This is a genomic window from Xanthobacter flavus (assembly GCF_017875275.1).
GTDB classification, from domain to species: Bacteria; Pseudomonadota; Alphaproteobacteria; order Rhizobiales; family Xanthobacteraceae; genus Xanthobacter; species Xanthobacter flavus_A.
In genome coordinates, this window is the sequence record NZ_JAGGML010000001.1 from 143,290 (window position 1) to 166,666 (window position 23,377).

The 23,377-nt window shown below is 65.9% G+C and carries 37 protein-coding genes; 23 read left to right on the plus strand and 14 right to left on the minus strand.

The window, feature by feature from the left end; all coding sequences use genetic code 11:
- Nucleotides 1-64: 64 nt before the first annotated feature.
- A complete protein-coding gene (locus J2126_RS00660) occupies nt 65-388 on the minus strand; it encodes a hypothetical protein (protein ID WP_209483194.1) in 324 nt (107 codons plus the stop codon).
- Between the two features lie 81 nt (nt 389-469).
- On the opposite strand from J2126_RS00660, the gene J2126_RS00665 reads away from it, so the two are divergent.
- Nucleotides 470-664, plus strand: a complete 195-nt coding sequence (locus tag J2126_RS00665; protein ID WP_209483196.1) for a YodC family protein — start codon at nt 470-472, stop codon at nt 662-664.
- A gap of 175 nt (nt 665-839) precedes the next feature.
- Here the strand turns inward: J2126_RS00665 and J2126_RS00670 are convergent, their stop codons facing one another.
- Nucleotides 840-1,610, minus strand: a complete 771-nt coding sequence (locus J2126_RS00670; RefSeq protein ID WP_209483198.1) for a hypothetical protein — start codon at nt 1,608-1,610, stop codon at nt 840-842.
- The gene (locus J2126_RS00675; protein ID WP_209483200.1) at nt 1,607-2,962 is read right to left on the minus strand and encodes a replicative DNA helicase; all 1,356 of its coding nucleotides are present in this window, start codon (nt 2,960-2,962) and stop codon (nt 1,607-1,609) included. The genes J2126_RS00670 and J2126_RS00675 overlap by 4 nt, the downstream gene beginning before the upstream one ends.
- 145 nt (nt 2,963-3,107) lie before the next feature.
- Between J2126_RS00675 and J2126_RS25145 the strand changes: the two genes are divergently transcribed.
- On the plus strand, nt 3,108-4,376 hold the full coding sequence (locus J2126_RS25145; protein WP_245327168.1) for an HNH endonuclease: 1,269 nt from the start codon (nt 3,108-3,110) through the stop codon (nt 4,374-4,376).
- Between the two features lie 26 nt (nt 4,377-4,402).
- Here the strand turns inward: J2126_RS25145 and J2126_RS00685 are convergent, their stop codons facing one another.
- The 10 genes from J2126_RS00685 to J2126_RS00730 are packed head-to-tail and all read right to left on the minus strand — an operon-like array spanning nt 4,403 to nt 9,225.
- Nucleotides 4,403-5,497, minus strand: a complete 1,095-nt coding sequence (locus J2126_RS00685; protein WP_209483202.1) for a DUF7146 domain-containing protein — start codon at nt 5,495-5,497, stop codon at nt 4,403-4,405.
- On the minus strand, nt 5,494-5,856 hold the full coding sequence (locus tag J2126_RS00690) for a winged helix-turn-helix domain-containing protein (protein ID WP_209483204.1): 363 nt from the start codon (nt 5,854-5,856) through the stop codon (nt 5,494-5,496). Before J2126_RS00690 ends, J2126_RS00685 begins: the two co-directional genes overlap by 4 nt.
- A 7-nt stretch (nt 5,857-5,863) precedes the next feature.
- The gene (locus J2126_RS00695) at nt 5,864-6,487 is read right to left on the minus strand and encodes a hypothetical protein (protein ID WP_209483206.1); all 624 of its coding nucleotides are present in this window, start codon (nt 6,485-6,487) and stop codon (nt 5,864-5,866) included.
- A 1-nt stretch (nt 6,488) separates the two neighbouring features.
- A complete protein-coding gene (locus J2126_RS00700) occupies nt 6,489-7,136 on the minus strand; it encodes a hypothetical protein (protein ID WP_209483208.1) in 648 nt (215 codons plus the stop codon).
- Between the two features lie 10 nt (nt 7,137-7,146).
- Complete coding sequence (locus tag J2126_RS00705; protein ID WP_209483210.1) at nt 7,147-7,764, minus strand: hypothetical protein; 618 nt, start codon at nt 7,762-7,764, stop codon at nt 7,147-7,149.
- Complete coding sequence (locus J2126_RS00710; RefSeq protein WP_209483212.1) at nt 7,761-8,009, minus strand: hypothetical protein; 249 nt, start codon at nt 8,007-8,009, stop codon at nt 7,761-7,763. The genes J2126_RS00705 and J2126_RS00710 overlap by 4 nt, the downstream gene beginning before the upstream one ends.
- A complete protein-coding gene (locus J2126_RS00715; protein WP_209483214.1) occupies nt 7,987-8,154 on the minus strand; it encodes a hypothetical protein in 168 nt (55 codons plus the stop codon). The genes J2126_RS00710 and J2126_RS00715 overlap by 23 nt, the downstream gene beginning before the upstream one ends.
- 26 nt (nt 8,155-8,180) lie before the next feature.
- The gene (locus J2126_RS00720; protein WP_209483216.1) at nt 8,181-8,567 is read right to left on the minus strand and encodes a hypothetical protein; all 387 of its coding nucleotides are present in this window, start codon (nt 8,565-8,567) and stop codon (nt 8,181-8,183) included.
- Nucleotides 8,564-8,983, minus strand: a complete 420-nt coding sequence (locus tag J2126_RS00725; RefSeq protein ID WP_209483218.1) for a hypothetical protein — start codon at nt 8,981-8,983, stop codon at nt 8,564-8,566. The genes J2126_RS00720 and J2126_RS00725 overlap by 4 nt, the downstream gene beginning before the upstream one ends.
- Complete coding sequence (locus tag J2126_RS00730; protein ID WP_209483220.1) at nt 8,983-9,225, minus strand: hypothetical protein; 243 nt, start codon at nt 9,223-9,225, stop codon at nt 8,983-8,985. Before J2126_RS00730 ends, J2126_RS00725 begins: the two co-directional genes overlap by 1 nt.
- 75 nt (nt 9,226-9,300) lie before the next feature.
- Between J2126_RS00730 and J2126_RS00735 the strand changes: the two genes are divergently transcribed.
- On the plus strand, nt 9,301-10,020 hold the full coding sequence (locus J2126_RS00735; RefSeq protein ID WP_209483222.1) for a LexA family transcriptional regulator: 720 nt from the start codon (nt 9,301-9,303) through the stop codon (nt 10,018-10,020).
- Between the two features lie 333 nt (nt 10,021-10,353).
- Complete coding sequence (locus J2126_RS00740; RefSeq protein ID WP_209483224.1) at nt 10,354-10,614, plus strand: hypothetical protein; 261 nt, start codon at nt 10,354-10,356, stop codon at nt 10,612-10,614.
- A gap of 19 nt (nt 10,615-10,633) precedes the next feature.
- Here the strand turns inward: J2126_RS00740 and J2126_RS00745 are convergent, their stop codons facing one another.
- Complete coding sequence (locus J2126_RS00745) at nt 10,634-11,269, minus strand: hypothetical protein (protein WP_209483226.1); 636 nt, start codon at nt 11,267-11,269, stop codon at nt 10,634-10,636.
- Between the two features lie 54 nt (nt 11,270-11,323).
- Between J2126_RS00745 and J2126_RS00750 the strand changes: the two genes are divergently transcribed.
- From J2126_RS00750 to J2126_RS00840, 19 genes are all read left to right on the plus strand, one after another.
- Nucleotides 11,324-11,701, plus strand: coding sequence for a hypothetical protein (locus J2126_RS00750; protein ID WP_209483228.1), 378 nt, complete (start codon nt 11,324-11,326; stop codon nt 11,699-11,701).
- A 625-nt stretch (nt 11,702-12,326) separates the two neighbouring features.
- Entirely contained in the window at nt 12,327-12,683 is a 357-nt protein-coding gene (locus J2126_RS00755) for a hypothetical protein (protein ID WP_209483230.1), read from the plus strand.
- A 1-nt stretch (nt 12,684) separates the two neighbouring features.
- Complete coding sequence (locus J2126_RS00760; protein ID WP_209483232.1) at nt 12,685-13,077, plus strand: hypothetical protein; 393 nt, start codon at nt 12,685-12,687, stop codon at nt 13,075-13,077.
- A complete protein-coding gene (locus tag J2126_RS00765; protein WP_209483233.1) occupies nt 13,074-13,295 on the plus strand; it encodes a hypothetical protein in 222 nt (73 codons plus the stop codon). The genes J2126_RS00760 and J2126_RS00765 overlap by 4 nt, the downstream gene beginning before the upstream one ends.
- A 3-nt stretch (nt 13,296-13,298) precedes the next feature.
- A complete protein-coding gene (locus J2126_RS00770; protein WP_209483235.1) occupies nt 13,299-13,550 on the plus strand; it encodes a hypothetical protein in 252 nt (83 codons plus the stop codon).
- A 174-nt stretch (nt 13,551-13,724) separates the two neighbouring features.
- Nucleotides 13,725-14,144, plus strand: coding sequence for a hypothetical protein (locus J2126_RS00775; protein WP_209483237.1), 420 nt, complete (start codon nt 13,725-13,727; stop codon nt 14,142-14,144).
- Between the two features lie 12 nt (nt 14,145-14,156).
- Nucleotides 14,157-15,251, plus strand: coding sequence for a hypothetical protein (locus J2126_RS00780; RefSeq protein WP_209483238.1), 1,095 nt, complete (start codon nt 14,157-14,159; stop codon nt 15,249-15,251).
- Nucleotides 15,252-15,261: 10 nt separating this feature from the next.
- Nucleotides 15,262-15,459, plus strand: coding sequence for a hypothetical protein (locus J2126_RS00785; protein ID WP_209483240.1), 198 nt, complete (start codon nt 15,262-15,264; stop codon nt 15,457-15,459).
- A complete protein-coding gene (locus J2126_RS00790; protein ID WP_245327169.1) occupies nt 15,459-16,223 on the plus strand; it encodes an exonuclease domain-containing protein in 765 nt (254 codons plus the stop codon). The genes J2126_RS00785 and J2126_RS00790 overlap by 1 nt, the downstream gene beginning before the upstream one ends.
- 1 nt (nt 16,224) lies before the next feature.
- Entirely contained in the window at nt 16,225-17,151 is a 927-nt protein-coding gene (locus tag J2126_RS00795) for a PD-(D/E)XK nuclease-like domain-containing protein (RefSeq protein ID WP_209483244.1), read from the plus strand.
- Nucleotides 17,148-18,326 (plus strand): recombinase RecT, encoded by a 1,179-nt coding sequence (locus J2126_RS00800; protein WP_209483246.1) that lies wholly within the window; start codon nt 17,148-17,150, stop codon nt 18,324-18,326. The genes J2126_RS00795 and J2126_RS00800 overlap by 4 nt, the downstream gene beginning before the upstream one ends.
- Nucleotides 18,323-18,922 (plus strand): 3'-5' exonuclease, encoded by a 600-nt coding sequence (locus J2126_RS00805; RefSeq protein ID WP_209483248.1) that lies wholly within the window; start codon nt 18,323-18,325, stop codon nt 18,920-18,922. Before J2126_RS00800 ends, J2126_RS00805 begins: the two co-directional genes overlap by 4 nt.
- On the plus strand, nt 18,919-19,338 hold the full coding sequence (locus J2126_RS00810) for a DUF968 domain-containing protein (protein ID WP_209483250.1): 420 nt from the start codon (nt 18,919-18,921) through the stop codon (nt 19,336-19,338). Before J2126_RS00805 ends, J2126_RS00810 begins: the two co-directional genes overlap by 4 nt.
- A complete protein-coding gene (locus J2126_RS00815; protein ID WP_209483252.1) occupies nt 19,335-19,916 on the plus strand; it encodes a J domain-containing protein in 582 nt (193 codons plus the stop codon). The genes J2126_RS00810 and J2126_RS00815 overlap by 4 nt, the downstream gene beginning before the upstream one ends.
- Nucleotides 19,913-20,122 carry a hypothetical protein gene (locus J2126_RS00820; protein ID WP_209483255.1) on the plus strand — a complete coding sequence of 70 codons (210 nt, stop codon included), beginning with the start codon at nt 19,913-19,915 and terminating at the stop codon, nt 20,120-20,122. The genes J2126_RS00815 and J2126_RS00820 overlap by 4 nt, the downstream gene beginning before the upstream one ends.
- Nucleotides 20,122-20,268, plus strand: coding sequence for a hypothetical protein (locus J2126_RS00825; RefSeq protein WP_209483257.1), 147 nt, complete (start codon nt 20,122-20,124; stop codon nt 20,266-20,268). The genes J2126_RS00820 and J2126_RS00825 overlap by 1 nt, the downstream gene beginning before the upstream one ends.
- Nucleotides 20,265-21,872, plus strand: coding sequence for a recombinase family protein (locus J2126_RS25700; RefSeq protein WP_209483259.1), 1,608 nt, complete (start codon nt 20,265-20,267; stop codon nt 21,870-21,872). Before J2126_RS00825 ends, J2126_RS25700 begins: the two co-directional genes overlap by 4 nt.
- 126 nt (nt 21,873-21,998) lie before the next feature.
- Nucleotides 21,999-22,298 carry an ArsR/SmtB family transcription factor gene (locus J2126_RS00835; RefSeq protein ID WP_149577635.1) on the plus strand — a complete coding sequence of 100 codons (300 nt, stop codon included), beginning with the start codon at nt 21,999-22,001 and terminating at the stop codon, nt 22,296-22,298.
- The gene (locus tag J2126_RS00840) at nt 22,295-23,359 is read left to right on the plus strand and encodes a permease (RefSeq protein ID WP_149577636.1); all 1,065 of its coding nucleotides are present in this window, start codon (nt 22,295-22,297) and stop codon (nt 23,357-23,359) included. The genes J2126_RS00835 and J2126_RS00840 overlap by 4 nt, the downstream gene beginning before the upstream one ends.
- The last annotated feature ends 18 nt before the right edge of the window (nt 23,360-23,377 follow it).

Sequence of the window (23,377 nt, forward strand, 5' to 3'; positions counted from 1 at the left end):
GGAGGTCGGTAAAAACCCCGGTTCCGGCCGCACCTCGCGCCGGACTTTCAACCTGTGGTGTGGGTTACTGCTCTCCCCGCAGCATGTGCAGGATGCGCCGGGCAAGGTCGTTGCGGCTCATGTCCGCCACCTCAATGGGCCCGCCTTCCCGGCCGGTGTGCTGGATCGCCTGGAGCCGCGGGTGGATGTAGGGCGCGGCCATCTGCGCGAACTTCGCGGCTTCGACCATTTCGTTGCGCTCCGCGGCCTCACGCATCGCCAAGAGCATGACCTCGATGGGTGTGATGCCCTCCGCCACTGCGCGCTGCGCGACTTCCCGCCGGCGCTTGGTCTTACAGCCTTTCGGCCGGCCGGCGCCGGGGCGCTTTCCACCACGGGGGGCAGCCATTTGATTATTTGAATTCCGTTTGATTTTCAACGCACGGTAGTGCCAAGCTCCGGGCGTCAATTGACCTTAGGGGAAATGCCCATGTCCGACTTCAAAACAGGCGACACCGTCAGGCTCAAATCGGGATCACCGCTCATGACAATCAGCCGCTTCTATTCGGCCGCAGGCGGAAAAGTGATTGCTGAATGCATCTGGTTTGATGGGGTCGAAAAGAAGTCTGGCGATTTCCCAGTGGAAACGCTCGAGCCTGACGACGGAGGCCCTGTAATCGCTTGATTGAACCCCGCCGCCGCGAAAGAGGGAACAAACTCGGCGGCGGGGTAATGCGTCGGGTCCGTCCCCGGAGGTCGACGCAAGAGCGATTCATGGAGAATGCCTAGAACGAATCACGAACTGATTCCGAGGTCAACGTCTGTGATGCGTTTCGCTCGCGATATTCATGACGCTGATATCAGCCGGCCTTGCGCTGCATTTCCTCGATGACCGAGTTGCAGGCGTCCAGCAGTGGGTCCCGGTGGCGGGTGCCGGGCCGGTAGAAGCCGGCCACGATGTTCAGGACGCGCTTGATCTCCGCGCTCACAACTCGGTGCTGCGGCGCGCCGCGACTGGTCAGCTCGTGGGGACCCGCACCGCCGATCACCACGGACACGAGCACGGTCCAATCACGACGGCCCAAGCGAGCCTCAACAAAACGAAGCCGGTCCTGCGCCTCGACACGCGCGAGATGCTCGCGGCTCCCATGGCCGCCACCGGACACGGTCGGTTCGAATCCACGGCACCGGAGCGAGCGATAGGCCGATTCCCAATCCCGCGCGAAATCCTGCGCCGCGCGCTGCTGCTGCACCTCCAGGCCGCGGAGAGATACACCCTTCACTTCGACCTTCCGGAGAAGGCCATCGCCGTCCAGGACCGTCTCCTGCTTCGGCCGGGCCTTCGCCCGAGCCTTCCGCTCCACCTTGCTCGGCTTGGTGGGCCTGGTGTGGCCGGTGAGGTTAAGCGGGTCGCTGGCCTTGCGCTTGGTCGTCTCGGCGCCCTCCACCTTGGTGCGCAGGGCGACGAACGCCCGCGCCCACTCGGTATCCCGGCCGGCGTCCCAGTCCTGGGCGCCGTACATCATGGCGCGCGCGTGCTCCCGCTCCAGGTCATGGGCGAGCGAGCGCTCATAGCCCTTGCGGGCGCGGGCGATGCGGGCGGCGGCGATGAGCTTCTCTGCGCGGGTCATGTCAGCTCCTCGAAGCGGGTGAGCTTGCCAATCCATTTCAGGGTTCGCTCCTCAAATGGCTTGCGACGTCTGTGCTTGAGCGAGATCACCTGGGCCTTGCCGGCGCAGAGGGCGAGCTGGGTCTCCCAGTTGCCGTGTTTCTCGGCGCCGGCGTCCTTGTGCGGCCGGTTCTGGCGCAGCCAGCTCTCCTTGCGCCAGACGGCGAGCACGATGTCCCCGTCCCGCTCGATAGATGGCGCGTCGGCATCGTTGATCTGCGGCGTAGGATCGTCCCGCCGCTGGGCGCCGCGGGTGCGCTGGGCGAGCACCAGCACGGGCACCATGAGATCCTTCGCTAGGACCTTGAGGTCGCCGGTGATCTCCGCCAGGCGCTCGAAGCGGTCCTTATGCCGGGCCTCGGACTTGATCTTGTCGAGCTGGTCGATGATGAGCATGCCCAGCCCGCGGGTGCGCTTCAGGGCGATGCAGTGGGCCCTGATCTGGCGGATTGTCATGCGGGAATCGTCCAGCACCATCATGTCCGGGCCGGCGAGCCACTGCTGAGCCTGCAGCATGGCATCGCGGTCGGCGAAGCTGAACGCCCCCTCCTGAATGTCTCCCACCGTGATCCCGGAGGCGGCGGCAAGCTCGCGCGCGGCCACCTGCTCCGCGGTCATTTCCATCTGGCAGAGGAGGACCGGGCGGGACATGGCCACGTGCATCCCCACCTGCATGGCGAGCGCCGACTTGCCGTCGCCCTGCGAGCCGACGAGGAAGACGAGATCGCCGGCGAGCATGCGGCCGACGATTTCGTCGAGGCTGGGAATGCCCGTGCCGAAGCCGGGCATCACGTCCCGCTCATTGGCCATCCGGGAGGCGCCGGCAACGCTCCGGGCGAGGTCGCCGATCCGCTGGGGGCGCTTGGGGCTCGCCACCTGCATGACGTCCAGGATGGCCGCGCTCGCGTCGGCGGCGAGGTCCATCGCGCCCTTCTCTCCGGCCTTCACCCCCTTCAGCACGCTCTCGGCGAGGTGGATGAGCTGCCGGCGCGCCGCCGCCTCGGCGATGTCAGGCACGAAGTCCTCGACCGAGCCCACGTCCTCCGCGTCCTTCAGAAGCACCGCGAGGTAGCTCATCATGGAGCGGCCCTCCTCGTCCTCCGCTGGCAGGCGGGAGGCGACGAGGGACAGGGACAGCCGTCCCTCCGTGCAGATGTCCCTGATGACGGAGAACACCTGCTGGTGGAGCGGGTGGAAGAACTGATCCGCGCGCAGCCGATCCGCGACGCCCCAGAAAGCGGTGTCGCTCTTCAGGCAGGCGCCCAAGACCGCGCGTTCGGCGGCTAGGTTGTGGGGGAGCTCACGCCGAGACATGGGCGTGCCTCTTCCAAAAAGCCGACCGCGGCAATCTCAGGAACACGACATCACGACTTTGTAATATGGGAAAACAAAGACCCGTTATGAGGCGAAAATAATTCGCTTTACTTGGAAGGCTCCTTTCGCGAATGGAGCATTCCAAATGTCCGCAGATCAAGGGCTTCGGTCCCTCATCATCAGCATCAAAGAGGCCGACGCACTCGCCACGCAACTCGGATGCAATCCGCGCCGAGTAGAAACCATGCTCCAGCGCCGCGGTGGCGATTACGTAAAGCTTATGACCGACATCATCAGGAACCCTGAGTTGACATCGGCGATGGTCAAACTCGTGAGGGCTGGCCATTGGGAAATGACGTTTGAGGCGATCGCCCTGAAATTTTCCAACACCGGCCTGTTTGATAAGGCAACCCTCGAAGTTGCGATATGGAAGCTCCGGCAAGTTGGCTGTGATGTGACCGATCGCGGTGCTCTCAATGAACTCCCCGTTGATCCTAGTACGAACGAGGAGCATGTGGCCCCCGACTGCGCGCTGGTTGCGCTCAAGGGCGACGATGGCTACCCCAAGCTGTCCGGAACGCCAGTCGGGAGAAGATGCCAAATGACTTGGGGCTTCGAGCGCGGCCGCACCTACAATCGACGGCGCGATATTCACGCGCGCTTCGGCGGCCAGCAGCAAGGCGGCATCATCACTCCGGCCGAGCATCCGGTGGTCATCATCATCACCGGCGAAGAAGGCGGCCAGCACGGTTACACCGACAACATCCGGGAGGACGGCGTCTTCGAATATTTTGGCGAAGGGCAGATCGGAGACATGCAGCTGATCCGCGGAAACCGCGCGATTGCGGAGCATTCGAAGGAGGGGAAGGCCCTCCTCATGTTTCGAAAGGTCGCGCGAGACGGAAGCCTGCGCTTCGAAGGCGAATGGATCTGCGAGGATGTGCTGAGGCGCCCCGGACCAGATAGGGACGGCGCGGTCCGCACCGCTTTGGTCTTTGAGCTCCGCTCCATCGAGACCGTCTCGGAGGTGGAGGAAGACGCCGCGCCTGCAAGCGATACGACTTCCATCGAAGAGCTCAGGCTTGAAGCAATTGCGGCAGCTAGCATCGGCCGAGTCGTCGGCACGAGCCCGCGGAACGTCTTCGCCCGCAGCCGCGCCGTACATTCCTATGTGCTTCGCCGCGCGGGTGGACACTGCGAGGGGTGCGGAAGCCCGGCCCCCTTTTTGAGAGCCGACGGTAGCCCGTACCTCGAACCTCATCATATCCGCCGCCTCAGTGACGGTGGGCCCGACGACATTCGCTTTGTCATTGCCCTGTGCCCAAACTGCCACCGGCGTGTTCACGTAGGCGCGGACGGCCAGAGCTATAACGAGCAGCTTCGGGCCAGGATGGGCAGCATAGAGCCATCCTGACGGCTCTATCGTAGTGGCAAGCATCGTCAGGCCGCCCCCCTCGCCGCGTTCCACACGTCCAGGAAATCGCTGTTGAACGGCGGTTGGTTGATCACCGTCGGGATGCCGGCCGGCGCGAGCCGGTCCCGTAGCTTCCGCGCCGCGGCGATGCCCGGCGCCGTGCCGATGGAGCCGTCATCCAGCCTGCGCGGAAGGTCGCCGTCGGGATAGAGCCGCAGGCGCTGCACCTCGATGGGCGGCTCAAAGGTCATCATTCCGGAGGTGGAGAGCATCGCCCACACCGGGTGCCGGTAGCCCTCAAGGCTCCAGGCGGCCAGTGCGGTCTCCAGCCCCTCCCCGCCTCCGATCATCTCGGCGAGCCCGCCAATGCGCACCGCACCGCCGCGGGCCGGGCCGAAGCCCACCTTCGGGTTCTCGACCGGCGCCTTCCCGGCGGTCTCGGGGTTCAGGAAGATGCGCCACACCGCGATGGTGTTGCCGGCCATGTCCTGCACCCGGGCGACGAGGCAAGGGAACACGCGGCCATCGCGCACCTTGCGGCCGTCCTGCCACTCCGCTTCGAGCTCGTACTCGAGCCCGGTGTGGAAGCCGAGCACGTCCGGCCAGCCCACAGGCGGCGTGGGGATGCCGCGTCCGTGCAGGTAGCGCTCTGCCAGCGTGCCGGCGATGGGCATGCACTGGGCCCACATCTCGCCGGCGGTGTCGGCGCGGCGGGCGCGGCGCTGCTCTTCCTTCCGCACCGCCTGCGCCCGGCGCTCCTCGCTCTCACGGCGCGCGCGAGCGGCGGCCTCGTGGTCTACCTGCCCCCGAATGCCGAGAAAGGCCCGGGCCTCCTCGAAGGCGCGACGGAAGTCGTCGCGGCCGGGCTCGCCCACCGTGCCGTTCAGGAGGTAGGCGAGCAGCTTCACCGGGCCGCCGCCGATCTGCTGGGAGAAGCGGTAGAACTGGCCCCGGTGCTGGCCCTGAAGGTTCACCTGGAAGCTGCCCAGCTTCTTCGGGCCCTTCGATGTCAGGTAGGCCTTGCCGCGGTGCTCGATCCAGCCGGGCGCATAGGTGTCGAGCACTTGCTCGATCTGCTTCGTCAGCTCGCCGGCGATGTGGTCGGAGTCGTCTTCCCTCATGACAACGCCCTCACCTTTGCCTTGTCTTCGTTGGTGATCCAGTAGCCGGGCGCGCCGCGCCCGACCTTGCTGTGAATGGCCACGCCATGGGGCGCGAGCTTGCGCCGGAGGCTGAAGATGAAGGCGGCCACGATCTTGTCGTCCGGCGGGTCCTCCACCGCGACGCTGTAGAGCGCCGTCATGACCGCCTCCTTCGTCACGATGGTCCGGGCGAGGAGGAGCGAGAGCACTCTGCCCACCGTCCGCGACAAGCCCAGGCTCGGCGGCAAGTCGGCGTTCAGGAGCAAACCCTCCAGCTCCTGCACCCTCAGCCTGAGGAACTCGTTTTCCTCTCGCAGCCGTTCCAACTCTGTGGCCATGGCCCGCTCATTCGGCCGCCGCGAAGAGCCCGTGCTTCAGCGGATCCACGATGCCGCGCAGGTGCCAGACCACACCCACCGCGTCGGCGGCGTCGGCGTTCTTCACCTCCACCCCGATGCGGCCGCACTGGGCTTTCGCCTGGGCCTTGAGCCACGCAGAGCCGTCCGTGGTGCCCTTGGGCGCCTTGGAGAAGCCGAGGAAGCTCTTTCGCCATGCGTCCTGCGAGAAGACGTGCACGGGAATGTTGAGGCGGGCGCACAGCTCGCACGCCTCTCCCACGAAGCTGTAGATGCGGAAGATGGTGGCCATGGTGGTGCCGCCCTTCTCCTCGTAGCGGATCGCGGTGCCGGCCCATTCGGTGTTCCGGTCCACGATGGGCTTGCGATAGGTGACGTTCGGGGGGAGCGGCTTCTCGATCCCCACCGCCTCAATGCCCTCGGCGACCAGCAACGGCCGCAGCCAGTCCCGGAACTCGCGCGCGAGCCGGCCCTCATAGGCGAAGTCCACCTCGCCGGGGCCGAGGCCGAACGGCCGCTTCTCCTTGGGGCGGAAGCTCAGCGCTCGGACCTCCTCGCCGAGGATGAGGCCCACGCCGGTGTTAGTCGCGATATCAAGGCCGGCGATGCGCATGTCAGGCGACCGATTCCGGGGCCGCAGCTTCCCAATCCTTGTCCGACTGGCCCGCGGGCAGCGCATCGTCGAAGGGATCGGTGGCCGGAACGTCCGCCTTTGCCTTGGGGGGCTTGATGGCGTCCTTCATCAAGGAGCGGTTCACCTCCTGACCGGCGTCATAGCCCTCCAGCCACTTGCGGAACTGGGAGGTGGCGGCGTCATAGGGCGCCCGGCGCTCCTTGCCGGCCATGCCGGCGCGCTTCCCCTCGCCGAAGGCACGCTCATCCCCCGGGGTGCGGTCCTCATCAAAGAGGCTCGCCTGCATGCCGATCGGGAGGCCCTTCCACCTCGCGACGCGGGCTTTCCGGTCCATCTCCTCTTTGAACTTGGCCTCGCCTTCAGGCGTCTCCAACTGGATCGACAGCTTGATGTCATCCAAGGCGCCGTCGCCCAGCTCGGATTTCGCGAGCTTACAGGCGTTCTTGAAGTCCGCGTCGGCCTTCTTTTTCAGCGCGAGGAAGTGCTCGTACTTCGTCTTGTGCTGCTCAAAGAGCGCCTGCTCCTGCTCGTCCGTGAGCTGGTTGTGGTTCGCCGGGGGCGGAGGCGATGCGTTCGCGTTCGCGGGGACGATCTTCGGCTTGTTCTTCGACCCTTTAGGACGTGCCATGGTGTGCTCCTCACATTGCCTTGGTGGTGGGCCGGCGGAGCCAGCCGAATTCGGAGCGAGCGGGCGCCGGCGCGGTCAGGTCCCACACCAACCAACACCAGTCGGATGAGCCGTTACCGGCCTTCCCGCCATCGGCGAGGAAGGAGCCCGGCGGGCAGGACACGCGGGGCGTGATGACCCAGATGCGGTGCGGCGGGTGTTCGGCGAACAGCCCGTTCGCCCGATCAGCACCAGCGAGGAAGCGCACATCCACGAAAGCCGCGACCTTGGCGCTCGCTTGCCCTATGGCATGGCGGATGAAGGCCTCAGCGCCCTTCGCGCGGAAGAACGGCGGGTTCATCACGATGTTCGGATGAGGCCCATTGGCATCGCCCGCCAGAAAGTCCGCTTCTGCGACGAACCAGGTGGGCTGCGGCCAGACTCGCTGGCGGATATCCGAGCCATAGGCCTGCACGCCGCAATCAATGAGCGTGCGCACGATGTTGCCCTGACCACAGCAGGGATCGAACACACGCCCGGCAAAGCGCTCGACAGTGAGGAGCGCCTCGGTCGCGGCGGGCGGCTCGACATACCAGTCCAGTTGGTCACGCTCCCAGACGTGGGCTTTCTTTTCGACGGCCGCGGTCATGCGCCCGCCCTCCCCCGCTGGACGCCCATCCACTCCAGGCGCCGCGCCATCGAGTTGAACCGGGCGATGCGCCGCTCGATGCGCTCCCGATCCTCGGTGTCGAAGACATCCGTGCGCAGCAGCTCGTATTGGTCGGCGTACGCTGCGCGCCGGAAGTCCTCGGGCGTGGCGAGGCCGGGCTGGGCATCGAACCGGCTCGCCACCTTGTGGACCTCGTGGCCTTCAGCCGGCCTTTGCGGCGTCATGGCTCTTTCCCCTCTTGTTCGCGGCGTCGCCGAGGTGCTGGTGGAGCTTCTCCAGGTCGGGAAGCAGGTGCTCCGCATCCTTGCGGGCGAGCGCGCGGCGATCCCGGATGCAGGTCTTCAGCACCGTGCCGAGGGCGGAATGCATTCGCCGGAGTTCGTCGGAGGTCAGCATCAGGGCCCGCCGATCAGCGGTCCCGAAGGCCGCCCCAGAAGGCGCCCCACCAAGCCGCCTTGATCGATCGCCTTAGCGCCCGGTCCCGAAGCCGCGCTCGCGCGCTGATCGGCAAGAGCCGCCTCAAGAGCAGCCACACGCTCAAGAACCTGGGCGAGTAGCTCATCAGTTTCGGCACGAAGCGCCTCCTCTTGCTCTTGCTTCGACCTGACGGTCTCGATTTCGTGGGCGTCGATGCGGCGGGCCTTGCCGTACCAGAGGTCGAACACCCGCCAATAGGCGAGGCCAGTGCGGCGCGCCGCTCGGGAAATGCGTTCCTTCACGCTGCCGCCTGGGCCAGCGACGGCGCGAAGGCCGTCCTGCATTTCCTCGGCGAGGGCACTCATGTGCTGCTCCCAAGACTTTTGGGACATCTCCCAATTTCTCCGTGCTTGGATGGGCCAAGCGAGGAGATGGACACAGGAGATGGATCGGTGAGGACGGGAGCGACACGGCGCGGTGCTTCCAGGCGGGCGCCGGGGTCGCGGGACGCGGGAACAGGATCGGGCGTGAAGCGACGGGCCGCCGCCATGGCGACCTTGGCGACGAGCATCCACACGGTGGACTTACGCGGATGGCCAGGAATGACGAAGCCGCCGGCTCGCGCCGGAAGCCCGGTCACATCGCTGGCTGTCTCCAAGGCGGCAACCTGATAATCGGAGACTTCATCGAGGCCCGAGATGTTGGTGACCGTCGCTTCTGCGATTGTGCGGGCCCGGCTCTTGTCGCCGCTGGGCCAGAGCTCGATCCGAATGGCGAGCATCACGCCACCTCGGAGGTGGATGCGCGGACCTTGCGAGTAGCGCGGCGTGCTGCTTGGAGGCTTTCCCAGGTCACACCCTGGATGCTCCTCTCGCTGGCGGCTTTTATGAGCCGATCCCAATATTCAATCGGGATCGACCCTCTGGCTTTCATGGTCCGGGCGTGGCTGTCGGGAATCTCCAGGATTGCGGAGATCACGGACACGCCGCCAAAATCGGAGAAGATCTGATCAAAGCCGCTCATGACATCTATCGCTACATGGCGTGGCGATATCAGTCAATACAGCATGTGGCGCTTTAGGCGCTACATTCTGAGGCGATGGAAAAGGATCCGGTGAAAATCGCTCAGGGCAAGCGGCTGGCAGAAGCCAGGAAACTCGCGGGCTATCGCTCCGCGCGAGAGGCGGCGCTGGAGAACAACTGGCCGGAAAGCTCATACCGCGCCCACGAGGGGGGCACCAGAACCATCGGCCAGAACGACGCCGAGCGGTATGCAAAGCGATTCGGGAACACCACCGCTGAACATATCCTTTTCGGTTCAGGAGGCATCGACGCGGCAGCACCACCGGCGAAGTCCGCTATGCCCGAGCCGAATGCAACCTACCCGTTGCCAGTGACCTTCTCGCATAAGAAGCTGCCGGTTTATGGCCACGCGGCAGGCGGCATGGACGACGACGGCAAGTTCATTCTCAACGGGCAGAAAATCGCTGACGTGCTCTGCCCGCCCGCCCTCGAAAATGTCGTGGGCGCCTATGCGGTTTATCACACGGGCGATTCGATGCTCCCCCGGTATGAGCCGGGAGACCTACTCACCATCCACCCCGGGCTGCCCGTCAAGAAGGGCGACTATGTCTTGGTTCAGATCCGCGGCGAGGACGGTGACCCGCCCTATGGCTACGTGAAGCGGTTCGTCACCAAGAACGCCAAGGAGCTGGTCCTCGAGCAGCTAAACCCGCCGGATGGCCATAGCCACACCCTCCGATTCCCGGCGGATCGCGTCCTGACGGTGCACCGGATTTTCTCATCTGGGATTGGTTGACTTCTCCCCACATTCCACAACCGCAGATTCGATTCGACTCGCGCTACAGCTTCGGCAAAAATGGGAACATAACGTGAACTTATTGGGGCGCAGCATGAGCGGCGAGCCGGGAGAAGTGTTGCTATCAAAGGTTTTCTCAACGCTGGTTTTGTGCCGCGACTGCGGCCGCGGAGGCGTCTTGTTCGCCCGTGAGCTGGGTCGATGGCAGCTTCCCCTGGACGCAACCACAACCCATCTGCGGGACCGCCTGTTCTGCCGCTCGTGCCGCGACAAGGGACTGCCCGGCAAAAGGATGACCGTGGAGGCGTTCCCTGCCCCCGAAGGAGCTGTGGCATGACCGAACCGACAACCATTCACGTCCTTCAAGCGTTCATCGAGGTGGACGGCTTTGCCTGCGCTGAGGAGCCGATCCAGTGCGTATCCGCCTCGGACGCCCGCGCGAAAGCCCGCGCGCTGAAGGACAAGAAGGCGGGTATCATCGCGTGGTCCCGAACTTCCGCCGATCCCTCTCTGGGAGAGTGGAGCGCTCCGGTGGTTCTCGCGAGATATGGCAAGATTCCAGAGGAATTTGAGACCGGAGGAGGCGTGGACTGACCACTGAAACGAGAATTAACTACTGCTGGAATGAATTGGATTTTTCATCCCAGACCTTGATTCCAATTTTGATCGCTTCGGGATTCGACACGAAATTCATGTCCGATGCGGAAGCGCGGAACATCACCCTTAGAAATTCGAGATCGGTCCCTATCGTTTTCAGATAGTCGGCGACATCGAGAACGGTCTTTTGGGTGTCGCGCTCCAGCTCCCTCATGTCGGCCGCGGTGTACGCTTTGCCATCTGGGATTTGGCTTTCCCAAGAATGGAAGCCCAAAAGGCTGGTGGACGACTTCGTCCGCCAAGGCTTTCCCGCGCCATCCTGCCCTGCCAGGAACGCCAGGGCGCAAGCGCTTAGGCAAATCGCCCCGTTTCCCTCAATGACGGTTCGCACTCCGAGTTCGTGGAATGCAAGGCCCAGGCGCATTCCTTCGTAGAGCCGGCCACCCGGGGAATCCAGATAGATGGCCACCCGCTTTCTGGTCGGGACCGAAGCGAGATATTTCCGAAAGCGGGCCGCATCGCCCGGCTCAATCTTCCCTCTGGCCATCACGGCCGCCAGCGTCGCGCTATCGTTCTCGTGCCGGGAAAACTCCAGCGCAAGGGCGGAAGTGGTGCCAACAATTAATGCTACGATTGCCGCAACGATCCGCATTGTCCCGCGCCAATTGGAGACCCGTATACTACCGAACCGCGACAGGGGGAATCAATGCACTCAAGGCTTGGACTGAACGAAGGGGATCTGACCTACCTCATCAATAAGGCTTCTGAAATCGGACAACTTCATGGACAATTAGAACAGCGCCGCAAGTATGTTAATTTCCAATGGGCGGCGGGAGTGATTTTTCTATTACTTGGGATTGCAGACATTATTTACCCGGCCCAGAAGTGCGGGCCGGTGCGAGACGGGATGATAACCTACGGCACCCTCTGCGGCACCCTCGGACTATTCTTTTTGGCGTTCGCTTTTTCCAATCATGAAACGCTAAAGTTTCTACGGGAAAAAATCCGTGACACCACTGCGGTGTTTGAAAGCGAACGCCGTCACGCCATCAAATCTATCTCTGGTTCAACGACTGAGAAGTGAACTATTGGTACCTCGCGCCCGCATATCTCATTCCATAAGTCCTGCAACAATAACAAAATATTGAATCTGTTTAAGGTATATCACTCTATAAACCCTATCTTATTATCGACTTTACGCTCCAACCTCCCAACCATACCAGCTCGTTAGAACATGCAGCGTCTCCCGGCGCGTGCGCGGCGCTGCGGCCTTCCGCCGGCGGGCCATCGTGGGCCGGCCGGACGTCGCACGAACCAGGTTCCGCTGCATGCTGGCCGAGGGGAGGCTTTGGACACCCCCACGTCTCGCATGCGAGCTGCGGCCCTATCGGGCGCTTCGCCGCAGCCTGCCGCCGTATTCGTCCGCAGTGCCCTGCGTCGGGGTCCGCCGCTTTGGTTCGGCGTGGACTGTGACCCGCTCCCTCTTTCACCCGGCGCCTCGGTAATCCGCCAGACGATTCCCCGCCTACTCAGCCGGGACCCTTCTCAGGGAATCGTTGCCACCGCTCGTCTCTGCCCGCTCCTCGCACGGCACGTCGAGCCATCGACACAGGCGAACATACGTCTCGACACAAAAAAACGCTACACCCTGTATTGACGAATATCGCTACACGGCGTAGCGTCACTACATCGAAAGGGGAGCGGACACGATGACCAGCCAGACCGATGTTGCCGAGGCGAAACCGGCACCCGGCCCATACGAGGTCGGAGAGGACGACGAACTCAACGGGTGCCCTTTCATTCCGATCATCGCGGCTGACCGCGGCTGCATCGCGGAGGTGGTCCCTGATTATTCCGAAGACCGGCCACATCTCGGCAAACGCGAACGAGCGACAGCTCTCCTCCTCGTCGCCGCGCCGGAGCTGCTGAGGGAAGTCATCCAATGCTCCGTGGAGCTGCGCGAGGCTGCCAAGCTCATTCGCGACCGCTTACCGGGCGTTGCCGGCATCTATGACGCCGCTGCCCAACGCGCGGAAATGACCGCCGCCAAAGCGAAGGGGCGCTGAGATGCGGTCCCACCTCGCCCCCCGCCTTGAGATCGACCAGGAAGCCGTCGCGGCGCTGGCCAACGAGCAGTACCTCGCTTGGCGCGCCTCCTGGCAGAAGCGCTCTCCCGAGTGCCGCCCGAGCGACAAGGATCTGCTCCGTCAGGCCGGCACCTGGGCGCGTGCGACCGCTGAGGCGGCCCAATCCCTTGCCGTGGAGCGCGACCGCCGCGCCCGGCTCACCGAGGCGCAGCGTGAGATCGAGGATCTCCTCGACTGGCGCGCCCGGATCAGCAACCCACTCACCTGCCCGGACAGCCTCTTTCAGGCCTGTGGCAGCGAGCGCGTGAACACCGAACTGGCGCGGGTTGATGCGCGCCTTTCCGCCCTTGCCGCCGACAGGAGCGCCGCATGAGCAAGCACGACGAGATCCAGTGCGAGTTCCGAGTCCTCGGAATTCCCGAAGAGGCGCGGGCGATCGACGACAGCCTGACCATCCGCATGGACCGATTCAATTTCCACGGCATCAGCATGCGCGTTGAAAGCCCGGTTCTGGCTCAGGAGCTGGCCGACGCGATCAACACGGTGCTGGAGGGCCACCGCGCCCGCACCCCCATTCGGCGGGCGGGCTGACCAATGCGCCTTCCCCTGCCCTTCCTGCGTCGTCGCAGGTCCAAGACAAGCGCCGCCATCGTGGCCGCGCCTGAGCCGCCGCGCCTTTCCGCATGCCCTGATCCGGGCGCGGCGGCTCCAACCCTTTCCCCCTTCGCCGAGGCTGTGCTCGCCGGTGCCGTCATCGCGAACCAGGCGGTGGCGGCGGGGCTCACCCTCTCCCTGCTGCCGGGCCAGCTCTTCGTCGCGGCCGCCTCCGGCTGGAGCGCCCGATGATCGCTGTCCTCGCCACCTCGGCCGCAGCGCTCGGTCTCGCCATCGCGTTCGGTGTGCTGCTGGCGGACGCATCGATGTGGATCAGGAGCCGGCGGCGCAACCGCCTCTGACCAACCCGCGGCCGGCGCCATGCCCGCCGCTTCAACGGCCCAAGGGCCATCCATGGAGTGAAAGATGGGACTTGCTGAAGCACTTGTTGCGGTGATCACCGAAGGCAGCCCACGGCCCTTCCGACTGGCATCTGCCGAGGAGCAGGCGGCCACCTTGAAGGAGGTTGCGCAGCGCTACGCCGCGGGCTGTCCGTTCCAGCCGGGGGACCTCGTGACACCCCGCCCTCATCACAACCTCATCGGCGTCGGCCGACCGCATGTTGTCCTCGAGGTGATCGACGATCCGCTGGATGCTCCGGTCGCCGGCTCCACGAAGCCGTCCGATTACGGCAACCCGGCCTTCGGCGCCCGTCTCGATATGCGCACGGCCTCCGTCGCCGATGACGGCGTGGTGTGCGCCTGGTGGGGCGAGAGCTGGCAGTTCGAGCCCTACGTGGCCCCTGAGCAGCCCCCGGCCGCCGCCCCCGAATCTGCGGCCGCCTGAGGCCTACGCCCCATGAGCCGCCGGCCGCTGCCGCCCACCTTCCGCACCCTGGGAGAGGTCGCGGTCGGCGTCGTCGCCAACCTCAAGAAAGCGCCACCCATGGACGTCGAACTCATCAAGATCGAGCCGCAGAACGCGCTCGCGGTCTTCACCACTCCGAAAGCGCTCGATCCCTACCTCGCCATGGTGCGCAAGGAGATCGACGCCTTTGACGCCGACATCTCCACCGCCAAGGGCCGGGCGGAGGTCAAGTCCTTCGCCTTCAAGATCACGAAGGTGAAGACCTATCTCGACGGCACCGGCAAGGCGCTGAACGACGCCCAGAAGGAGATTCCGAAGAAGATCGACGCGGCGCGCAAGCACGCCCGCGATACCCTCGACGCCTGGGCCGACGAGGTGCGCAAGCCCCTCACGGAGTGGGAGCAGGCCGAGGAGCAGCGCGTCGCCGCCCACAAGTCCGCTATCGCCCGCATTGAGCAGCTCGGCGCCAAGAGCCAGCTCCAGATTTCCGCGGCCGATATGCGCGCCGCCTTGGACGAGCTGAACTCCATCGTCATCGGCCCGGACTGCGAGGAGTACGAAGCCGCCTATGGCCGGGCCAAGGAGATTGCCGTCTTCCAGCTCGGCGCCGGCATCGAGGCGCGGGAGCGCTACGAGGCTGAACAGGCCGAGCTCGCCGAGCTGCGCCGGTTGAAGGAAGAGCGGGACAAGAAGGACCGCGAAGAGCGGATCGCTCGCGAGGCTGCGGAGAAGGCCAAGCGCGACGCCGAGGAGAAAGCCGCTGCCGACGCCCGGCGCGCAGAGGAAGCCGCCCGGCGCGAGCGGGAAGCAGCCGAGGCGCGCGAGCAGGAGCTGAAGCGGCAGGCGGAGGCGGCCGAGCAGCGCGCCCGCGAGACCGAGGCGCGCGTGAAGCGCGAGGCGGAGCAGGCCAAGGCGGCAGAAGCCGCCGCTGCAGCGAAGCGCGAGGCGAACAAGCGGCACCGGGACAAGGTCCACCGCGACGCGGCCCGCGCCATAGAGGGCATTGGCATTCCCTCCGAGCTGGCCGCGCAGGTGGTGGACCTCATTGCGACCGGGCAAGTCCCGCACGTCGCGATCACCTACTGAGGGCCCGGCCATGAAGTCCGACCTCGTGGAGATCAACGTGGACCTCATGGTGCGCACCGACCGCGCCATCCAGGTCCGCGACCACAACACCGGGAAGACCGTGTGGCTCCCGCTGTCCCAGATCGAACTCACCCGCGCCGCCGAGGACGAACAGGGCTGGGTGGTCGATCTCCCCGAATGGTTGGCAATCGAGAAGGAGCTGGTGTGATGTTCATCCGCGTCATCGACTTGGAGACCACCGGCTTCGAGCCGCCCGAGCACGCCGTCTGCGAGATCGGCTGGTGCGACGTTGTCGGTGTCGTTGCCAATCCCGCCACCGGTTTGACCTATTGGCGCGTTGCCGGCGGCGATGGTGGTCTGGTGAACCCCGGCCGGCCCATCCCGCCCGAGACGTCCGCCATCCACCACATCACCGATGAGGACGTCAGTGGAGCCCCAACGTGGGACATCGCCGCTGCCGGGGTGCTTCGTCCATCCAGGGGAACACCCGTCGCCTTCGCAGCGCACAGCGCGAAGATGGAGCGCCAGTGGTGTACCGATGAACTGACCGGCGGCCTGCCGTGGATCTGCACCTATAAGGCCGCCCTGCGGCTCTGGCGCGACGCTCCGGCTCATTCCAACCAGGCGCTGCGCTACTGGCGCCGGCCGGCGGACCTCGACCGCGGGATGGCGGCGCTCTCCCACCGCGCCTTCCCCGATGCCTACGTGACCGCCTTCCACCTGCGGGACCTGCTGGCCCTCGCCCCGCTGGAGGACCTGATCCGCTGGACCGACGAGCCCGCGCTCCAGGTGCGCTGCCACATCGGCAAATGGCGCGGCCACCTCTGGTCGGAGGTCGATTTCGGCTTCCTCGAATGGATCGCCGCGCGGGACTTCGACGAGGACGTCCTTTTCACCGTGAACCACGAGATGGAACAGCGCCGGAAGGCTTACGCCGCGGCCAGCGCTCCGGACAGCGAGGAGGCGTTCTGACATGACCGCTCAGTTCCCCATCCACCCTCTCCTTCCGTTCGAGCGCGTGAAGGAGCCCGGCGTCTATGCCCTCGACGTCGAGCGCTACCACGGCGACTGCACCGACGGTCCCGGTGTGTCCTCCTCTGGCCTGCGCACGATCGAGCTGCGCAGCCCAGCCCACTATTGGGCCACCAGCTATCTGAACCCGCAGCGGATCGAGCAGGAGCAGTCCGACGCCCTCGACTTCGGGCAAGCGGCGCACACCCTGCTCTTGGGCGAGGCCGGCTTCCGCCAGCACTTCGTGGTGCGGCCGGACGAGTACCCGGACTACCGCACCAAGGCTGCGAGGGAATGGCGCGACTTCCAGCGGGAGGCGGGCAAGACTGTCCTGACGCCCGACCAGGTCCAGCACATCAAGGGGATCGCGGCCTCGCTGGCGCGCCACCCGCTCGTGCGCCAGGGCCTCCTTCAGGGCGAGGTCGAGCGCTCCATCATCTACCGCGACCCCGTCACCGGCATCTGGCTGAAGATCCGGCCGGACGTTCTTCCGGTGAGCGACGGGGTGGTGGTGGACCTCAAGACGGCCGCCGACGCCGCGCCGCGGGCCATGGAGCGTGCCATCCTTGAACGCGGCTATGACATGGCCGGCGCCCTCACCGGCATGGGCCTGAAGGCCGTGTGCAACATCGACATGACCGCCTTCGTGCTGGTGTGCGTCGAGAAGGTGCCGCCCTACGCGGTGAGCATCGTGGAGGTGGACGCAAGCTGGATCGGCTACGCCCGCCGGCGGGTGCGCCGCGCCATCGACACCTTCGCGCGCTGCATGGAGAGCGGCGAATGGCCGGCCTTCGAGGGCGAGGCCAAGCTGTTCATTCCCGAATGGCTGCGCAAGCGCCTCGATGCCGAGACCGACGTGGGCCTCCTCCCGCAGGAGGATGCGGCGTGAACCAGGTCGCCACCATCGGCCCCTTCGAAGCTTTCAGGGCGCAGGTGCTGCCGCCGGAGCGGGCGAGCGGGCTGTTCGCCTCCCTCCCCGCCCACGTGAAGCCCGAGCGCTTCGAGCGCAACCTCGCCATCGCGCTGCGCCAGCATCCGAACCTCCTGAAGTGCGACCCCGAGGCCGTGTTCAACGAGGTGTCGAAGGCGGCGGCGCTGGGGCTGCTGCTGGATCCCCAGCTCGGCGAGGCCTACCTCATCACCGGCTGGAACAACCAGGAACGCCGCCTCGCGCCCCAGCTTCGCGTGGGCTATCGCGGCCTCATCAAGCTCGGCCGCCAGTCCGGCGAGATCGCAGCCTCCTATGCCCACGAGGTGTGCGAGCGCGACGAGTTCGAGTGCGTGCTGGGCGACAACAAGCGCCTGCACCACAAACCGAACCTCGCCCAGGACCGAGGCGAGGCCTACGCCTACTACGCCGTGGTGAAACTGGCGGGCGGCGAAACCGACTTCGAGGTGATGTCCATCCGGGAGGTCCACCGCATCCGCGACCGATCTGACGGATGGAAAGCCTTCCAGGAGAAGAAGATCAAGTCCACGCCGTGGGCCACCGACGAAGGCGAGATGGCGAAGAAGACCGTCATCCGCCGGCTCATGAAGCGCATGCCCGCGTCCCCCGAGCTCGCCGACGCACTGCGCATCGAAGACGAAGCCGATTATCGCGACTTCCGCGACGTGACGCCGGAGCGCCCGACGCTCGCGTCCCGTCTGAAAGCGGGCACGACCGCGCCCGGCTTTTCGCTTGAGCACGTCGAGCGTGAGACGGCCGGCGAGCAGCGGGATGAAGAACAAGGCGGTGAAGAGCAGGTGCTCGACACGCCCACCGAGACCTCGCCGGTGTCGCCCGGCGAGCAGGAGGACAGGCCGGGTGCGTCCGCCCCCCAACCCCAGCCCGGCCTGTCCTCCGCACAGTTCACGGCCTACCACCAAGCGCTCGCTCGCGCGGTGCAGCCCGCCAGCCTCAAAGGGCTGCACGAAGCCTTCGTGGGCAAAGCCGTTGGAGCCCCGCCCGATGAAGACACCGCCATCCTCCGGGAGATTTACGCACTGCACGTGCGCCGCTTGAAGGGCGAGATCTCCGCCGAGGACGTCACCCTCCAGGTCAGGGAGCTCGCAGGAGCATGAGCGCCGTGCTGTTCATGGACGCCGAGACGTCCGACCTCCTGAAGCGGGACCGCCCGCTCGACGATCCCTCCCAGCCCTGGGCGGTGAGCATCGCCGCCCAGCTCGTGATCGACGAATCCGAGAGCGACTTCTTCCACCTGCACATCAAGGCAGAGGGGCGTCAGGTGCGCGCCGGCGCCGAGGCCGTGCACGGCATCTCCACACGGCTCGCCGCCAAACGGGGTCTCTCCGAGGTGGCCGCGCTTGGGGTGCTCTGCGGCCTCGCGGCGCAGTCCGAGATGGTTGTGGGCCACGGGATCGACTTCGACCGGCAGATCATCGAGGGCATGCTGCTGCGTCGGGGCAAGGAGACGAAGCTCTGGACCCGTCCTGGGTTAGAGTTCGTGGACACGATGAAGGCGGCCACGCCCTTCTGCCGAATTGAGGCAGACCGGGAGGACGGCTCCTTCAAATGGCCGAGCCTGGATGAGGCCTGCTCCATCCTGCTGGGGGAAGAGCCCCGCGCCGGCGCGCATGGGGCGTGGGACGATCTCCAGCGCTGCCGCCGGCTTCATGCATGGTTGCAGGAGCGCGGTGCCTGGGAGTGCGCAGCATGAGCCGCCCCATGCGCATCGTGCGTCCCGCCACCGCCTTCGCCGCCGCGCCGCCTAAAGGCAAGCGCCGGCCGCGCCGGCTGCACCAGCAGCACGTCAAGTTCATCCGCTCCCTGCCCTGCTGCGTCTGTGGCTCCCGGAAGCAGGTGGAGGGCGCCCACGTGCGCATGGCATCCGCGCTTCATGGGAAGCGTGAGACCGGCGGCGCCGAGCGCCCGAGCGACGAATGGACCGTGCCGCTGTGCCGGCACCACCACCAAGATGATCCGAAGGCGCAACACCGGATCGGCGAGGAGGCGTTCTGGCAGCTTCACGGCATCGACCCGTTTGTGCTGGCGCTCGCCCTGTGGTGCGCCACCGGAGACGAGGACCGGGCTGAGGCGGTTATCGCCGAGACCAGGGCGAGGGCTGCCCGATGACCGCCGCCTACCCGCTTTCCTGGCCCGAGAGCTTTCCCCGGGCGCGAACCCGCGAGAAAGGCCAGTTCCGCACGACGCTCGCCGGCGCGCTGGAGAATGTGCGCTCTTCGCTCCTGGCCTTCGGGCGCGATAGCGGGAGTCCAGTCGCGGGAATCGTCCTGTCGTCCAACGTGTCGCTTGGTGAAAGCCGGCCGGCGGACCCAGGCGTCGCCGTGTGGTTCACCTGGGACGGCGAGCAGCGCTGCATCCCGGTGGACCGATACGACACGCCCGCCGCGAACCTGCAGGCGATCCACCACGTGCTCGAAGCCCGGCGCACCGAGCTGCGGCATGGGACGCTCTCGCTCGTGCGCGCGACCTTCAAGGGGTTCATCCCCGCACTGCCGGCGCCGGGCCGGCGGCCGTGGCGCGAGGTGTTGGGCTTCGACGCTGGTGGCAAGCCGATCACCGCCGAGATGGTCGAGACGGCCTATCGCGGCCTCGCGAAGGAGCACCACCCTGACCATGGCGGCACGCACGACGCCATGGCCGAGCTCACCGCTGCGCGCGACGCCGCCCTGAAGGAGATTTCGCGATGAGCTGGGCCCGGGCCGAGGTTATGATCAACCATGACGCGGGAACGGCGATGAAGCTTCCTTCCGATTTCGAGCGGGCCCGTGACGCCCTGATCGTCGCGGTGCTGATCGTCGTCGGCATCTTCCTCGTCTTTGTCATCCTGCTGGCGCAGACGCGCGCCGCACCCGCCGGGCCCATTTTCCCCGCCATCGAGGAGACCTGGCGCTGATGGCGCGCCGCAGGCAAGAGCTGCTGCCCCCGCTATCCCCAGCTCGCCCGCCCCATCCGGACGTGATCGCGCTCGCCGAGGCCATTGCCCGGATGATGGCCCGGCGGGATCATGAGCGGGAAAATGGCGTGGGGAACGAAAAGTGAACCAGCAGCGGCGCGCGGGCGTCTATGCCCGCTTCTCATCCGACAAACAGGACGGGCGCTCCATCGAGGATCAGGCCGCCCTATGCGCCGCCTATGCCGAGCGGCAGGGCTGGGTGGTCGCTGAAGTCTATTCGGGCTTCGCCGTGTCGGGCGCCAGCGTGCATGGCCGATTTGCCTTCGAGAGGCTGGTGCAGGATGCCCGGCGCGGGGCCTTCGACGTCATCCTCACCGAGGACCTTGATCGCCTTTCCCGCAATCAGGCGGACATCGCCGCCCTCTACGAGCGCATGACCTTCGCCGGAGTGGAAATCTGGACCGTCGCCGACGGCCGGGTGTCGGAGATGCACGTGGGCCTCAAGGGCACCATGTCAGCCCTCTTCCTTCGGAACCTCGCCTTGAAGACCCACCGCGGCCTCCAAGGGCGGATCCGCGAAGGCAAGAGCGCCGGCGGCCGTTGCTTCGGCTATCGGGTGGCGGGGACGGGCGTGCGCGAGATCCACGACGGCGAGGCCGAGGTGGTCCGCCGCATCTTCACGGAATTCGCCGACGGCAGCTCCCCGCGCGAGATCGTCGCCCGCCTGAATGCGGAGGGCGTGACCGGCCCCCGAGGGGGGCAGTGGAACGCCTCCACCATCAACGGCTCTCGGGAGCGCGCGAACGGCATCATTCGCAACGAGCTCTACGCCGGCCGGCTGGTCTGGAATCGGCAGCGGTTCGTGAAGGATCCCGATACAGGCAAGCGGGTGTCGCGCCCGAACGCCGCCGGCGCGCGGCATGTGGTTGAGTTGCCTGAGCTGCGGATCGTCCCGCCCGAGCTGTGGGACCAGGTGCAGCGCCGGCTCACCGGCCGCGGGCCCAACGCACCCATGCAGCGCAAGCCCCGCCACTTGCTGTCCGGCCTCTGCCGATGCGGCGCCTGCGGCGGCTCCTTCATCGTGGCCGCTCCGAACAAGCTGGGCTGCTCCACGCGGCGCGAGAAGGGAACCTGCGACAACCGCCGGCTCATCTCCCTCAAGATGCTCGAGCAGCGGATCCTCGGCGCCCTGCAGGAGCACCTCCTCCACCCCGAGGTGCTGGAGCGGGTGACAGCGGCCTATCTCGCCGAGCGCCGACGGCTCCGCGCCAACTCAACCAGGGCGGAAGCGCAGCGCCTGAAGCGGCTGGGCGAGATCGAGCGCGAGACTACGCGAATTGTGGACACCATCGCGAAGACAGACCTTCCGGACCCCACCGCCCTGGTGGCGCGCCTCAATGCCCTCACGGCAGAGGCGAAGGCGCTGCAGGGGAAGCCGGAGGGGGCCGAGCCGGAGGTGATCGAGTTCCACCCGGCCATCGTCAGCCGCTATTCGGAAATTGTGCGCAAGCTGCGGGCCGAGATCGAAAGCCGGCCGGCCGAGGAACGGGCACCCGTCATAGAGATGGCACGCCGGCTCATCGAGCGCGTCGTGATCTTTCCAAACGATGATGTGCAGGGAAGGGACCTGGAACTACACGGCACCCTCGCCGCGCTGTTAGGCGCGACAGAGGGAGACCGAGATAGTATGGGTCGAATGGTTGCGGGGGCACGCAACCATCTCAAATTGCTATTTCGAGCCGCAGCATAGATATCCGCTCCGAGGTCGAGGGTGAGGGTTCAATTCCCCCTGATTTCGAGAAGCCCTGCGTTCCCAGTGACAAGCTAATTATAAAATGCGCTTGAACGCATATGCGCATTAAAGTAAAAGAAGCGTATGCAGTCCGCCCTCACCCTTCTGTCGGCCCTGGCCGAACCCACCCGCCTCGCGGCGGTCCACCTCCTGTGGGATGGGCACGAGCATTGCGTCTGCGAACTCGTGCGCGTCCTCGGCGTCACCCAATCCCGCATGTCGCGCCATATGGCGGTGCTCAAGCAGGCTGGCGTCGTGGTGGATCGGCGGGACGCCCAATGGGTGCGCTACCGTCGCAATCCCGAACTGCCGGCCGAGCAGGCAACCATCATCAATGCTGTCCTCACCACCCTGGACGCTTCATCGAACAGGAGAGCCGCATGAGCGCCGACCTGTCATTGACCGGGCGCAAGCCACCGAGGGATGCATCGTCACTGACCTGGGCGGCGGTGACGGCCGCGGCGATCGCCCTCTGGTTCGTGGTCTATGCCCAGCTCGCGCCGTTCTCCCAATGGCTAGTGGCCCGCCTGCCGGTGGAGCAAGGCAGCCATCTCGCTGAAGCGGTCGCGTTCTTCATCTACGACACGCCCAAGGTGCTGATGCTGCTGACGCTGGTGGTCTTCGCCATGGGCGTGGTGCGCAGCTTCTTCTCCGCCGAGCGCACCCGCGCCCTGCTCGCTGGAAAACGCGAGGGGCTCGGCAACATTGCGGCCGCCGGCCTCGGCATCGTCACGCCCTTCTGCTCCTGCTCGGCGGTGCCGCTGTTCGTCGGCTTCGTCTCCGCCGGGGTGCCCCTGGGCGTCACCTTCTCCTTCCTCATCGCCGCGCCCATGGTCAACGAGGTGGCGCTGGGCCTCCTGTTCGCGCTGGTCGGCTGGAAGGTGGCGCTCACCTATCTGGCATTCGGCCTCTCCATCGCCATTATCGCCGGCTGGGTCATCGGACGCCTGCACCTGGAGGGCTGGCTGGAAGACTGGGTGCGCAACGTGCGTGCCAGTCCGGTCGAGCTGCCGCCAAACGGTATGACGCTGGTGGATCGCATCAGGGCCGGCCTCGACGCGGTGCGCGACATCGTCGGCAAGGTCTGGATGTGGATCATCGCCGGCATCGCAGCGGGCGCCTTCATCCACGGCTATGTGCCGGAAGATCTCCTCGCCTCCATCATGGGGCGGGATGCGTGGTGGTCGGTTCCGGCTGCGGTGCTGCTGGGCATTCCCATGTATTCCAATGCCGCGGGCATCATCCCGGTGGTCGAGGCCCTGCTGGCGAAGGGGGCAGCGCTGGGCACCGTGCTCGCCTTCATGATGGCGGTCATCGCCCTGTCGCTGCCGGAAATGATCATCCTGCGCAAAGTCCTAAGCCTCAAGCTGATTGCCGTGTTTGTGGGCGTGGTCGGCATCGGCATCCTCGCCGTGGGCTTCCTGTTCAACGCGCTGTTTTCTTAAAACAAGAAAGGCAAAAGC

Excerpts from the sequence above, each read along its gene's own strand:
- J2126_RS00660 (WP_209483194.1), bottom strand. The coding sequence starts at position 388 with ATGGCTGCCCCCCGTGGTGGAAAGCGCCCCGGCGCCGGCCGGCCGAAA.
- J2126_RS00665 (WP_209483196.1), top strand. The coding sequence starts at position 470 with ATGTCCGACTTCAAAACAGGCGACACCGTCAGGCTCAAATCGGGATCA.
- J2126_RS00670 (WP_209483198.1), bottom strand. The coding sequence starts at position 1,610 with ATGACCCGCGCAGAGAAGCTCATCGCCGCCGCCCGCATCGCCCGCGCC.
- J2126_RS00675 (WP_209483200.1), bottom strand. The coding sequence starts at position 2,962 with ATGTCTCGGCGTGAGCTCCCCCACAACCTAGCCGCCGAACGCGCGGTC.
- J2126_RS25145 (WP_245327168.1), top strand. The coding sequence starts at position 3,108 with ATGTCCGCAGATCAAGGGCTTCGGTCCCTCATCATCAGCATCAAAGAG.
- J2126_RS00685 (WP_209483202.1), bottom strand. The coding sequence starts at position 5,497 with ATGAGGGAAGACGACTCCGACCACATCGCCGGCGAGCTGACGAAGCAG.
- J2126_RS00690 (WP_209483204.1), bottom strand. The coding sequence starts at position 5,856 with ATGGCCACAGAGTTGGAACGGCTGCGAGAGGAAAACGAGTTCCTCAGG.
- J2126_RS00695 (WP_209483206.1), bottom strand. The coding sequence starts at position 6,487 with ATGCGCATCGCCGGCCTTGATATCGCGACTAACACCGGCGTGGGCCTC.
- J2126_RS00700 (WP_209483208.1), bottom strand. The coding sequence starts at position 7,136 with ATGGCACGTCCTAAAGGGTCGAAGAACAAGCCGAAGATCGTCCCCGCG.
- J2126_RS00705 (WP_209483210.1), bottom strand. The coding sequence starts at position 7,764 with ATGACCGCGGCCGTCGAAAAGAAAGCCCACGTCTGGGAGCGTGACCAA.
- J2126_RS00710 (WP_209483212.1), bottom strand. The coding sequence starts at position 8,009 with ATGACGCCGCAAAGGCCGGCTGAAGGCCACGAGGTCCACAAGGTGGCG.
- J2126_RS00715 (WP_209483214.1), bottom strand. The coding sequence starts at position 8,154 with ATGCATTCCGCCCTCGGCACGGTGCTGAAGACCTGCATCCGGGATCGC.
- J2126_RS00720 (WP_209483216.1), bottom strand. The coding sequence starts at position 8,567 with ATGAGTGCCCTCGCCGAGGAAATGCAGGACGGCCTTCGCGCCGTCGCT.
- J2126_RS00725 (WP_209483218.1), bottom strand. The coding sequence starts at position 8,983 with ATGCTCGCCATTCGGATCGAGCTCTGGCCCAGCGGCGACAAGAGCCGG.
- J2126_RS00730 (WP_209483220.1), bottom strand. The coding sequence starts at position 9,225 with ATGAGCGGCTTTGATCAGATCTTCTCCGATTTTGGCGGCGTGTCCGTG.
- J2126_RS00735 (WP_209483222.1), top strand. The coding sequence starts at position 9,301 with ATGGAAAAGGATCCGGTGAAAATCGCTCAGGGCAAGCGGCTGGCAGAA.
- J2126_RS00740 (WP_209483224.1), top strand. The coding sequence starts at position 10,354 with ATGACCGAACCGACAACCATTCACGTCCTTCAAGCGTTCATCGAGGTG.
- J2126_RS00745 (WP_209483226.1), bottom strand. The coding sequence starts at position 11,269 with ATGCGGATCGTTGCGGCAATCGTAGCATTAATTGTTGGCACCACTTCC.
- J2126_RS00750 (WP_209483228.1), top strand. The coding sequence starts at position 11,324 with ATGCACTCAAGGCTTGGACTGAACGAAGGGGATCTGACCTACCTCATC.
- J2126_RS00755 (WP_209483230.1), top strand. The coding sequence starts at position 12,327 with ATGACCAGCCAGACCGATGTTGCCGAGGCGAAACCGGCACCCGGCCCA.
- J2126_RS00760 (WP_209483232.1), top strand. The coding sequence starts at position 12,685 with ATGCGGTCCCACCTCGCCCCCCGCCTTGAGATCGACCAGGAAGCCGTC.
- J2126_RS00765 (WP_209483233.1), top strand. The coding sequence starts at position 13,074 with ATGAGCAAGCACGACGAGATCCAGTGCGAGTTCCGAGTCCTCGGAATT.
- J2126_RS00770 (WP_209483235.1), top strand. The coding sequence starts at position 13,299 with ATGCGCCTTCCCCTGCCCTTCCTGCGTCGTCGCAGGTCCAAGACAAGC.
- J2126_RS00775 (WP_209483237.1), top strand. The coding sequence starts at position 13,725 with ATGGGACTTGCTGAAGCACTTGTTGCGGTGATCACCGAAGGCAGCCCA.
- J2126_RS00780 (WP_209483238.1), top strand. The coding sequence starts at position 14,157 with ATGAGCCGCCGGCCGCTGCCGCCCACCTTCCGCACCCTGGGAGAGGTC.
- J2126_RS00785 (WP_209483240.1), top strand. The coding sequence starts at position 15,262 with ATGAAGTCCGACCTCGTGGAGATCAACGTGGACCTCATGGTGCGCACC.
- J2126_RS00790 (WP_245327169.1), top strand. The coding sequence starts at position 15,459 with ATGTTCATCCGCGTCATCGACTTGGAGACCACCGGCTTCGAGCCGCCC.
- J2126_RS00795 (WP_209483244.1), top strand. The coding sequence starts at position 16,225 with ATGACCGCTCAGTTCCCCATCCACCCTCTCCTTCCGTTCGAGCGCGTG.
- J2126_RS00805 (WP_209483248.1), top strand. The coding sequence starts at position 18,323 with ATGAGCGCCGTGCTGTTCATGGACGCCGAGACGTCCGACCTCCTGAAG.
- J2126_RS00810 (WP_209483250.1), top strand. The coding sequence starts at position 18,919 with ATGAGCCGCCCCATGCGCATCGTGCGTCCCGCCACCGCCTTCGCCGCC.
- J2126_RS00815 (WP_209483252.1), top strand. The coding sequence starts at position 19,335 with ATGACCGCCGCCTACCCGCTTTCCTGGCCCGAGAGCTTTCCCCGGGCG.
- J2126_RS00820 (WP_209483255.1), top strand. The coding sequence starts at position 19,913 with ATGAGCTGGGCCCGGGCCGAGGTTATGATCAACCATGACGCGGGAACG.
- J2126_RS00825 (WP_209483257.1), top strand. The coding sequence starts at position 20,122 with ATGGCGCGCCGCAGGCAAGAGCTGCTGCCCCCGCTATCCCCAGCTCGC.
- J2126_RS00835 (WP_149577635.1), top strand. The coding sequence starts at position 21,999 with ATGCAGTCCGCCCTCACCCTTCTGTCGGCCCTGGCCGAACCCACCCGC.
- J2126_RS00840 (WP_149577636.1), top strand. The coding sequence starts at position 22,295 with ATGAGCGCCGACCTGTCATTGACCGGGCGCAAGCCACCGAGGGATGCA.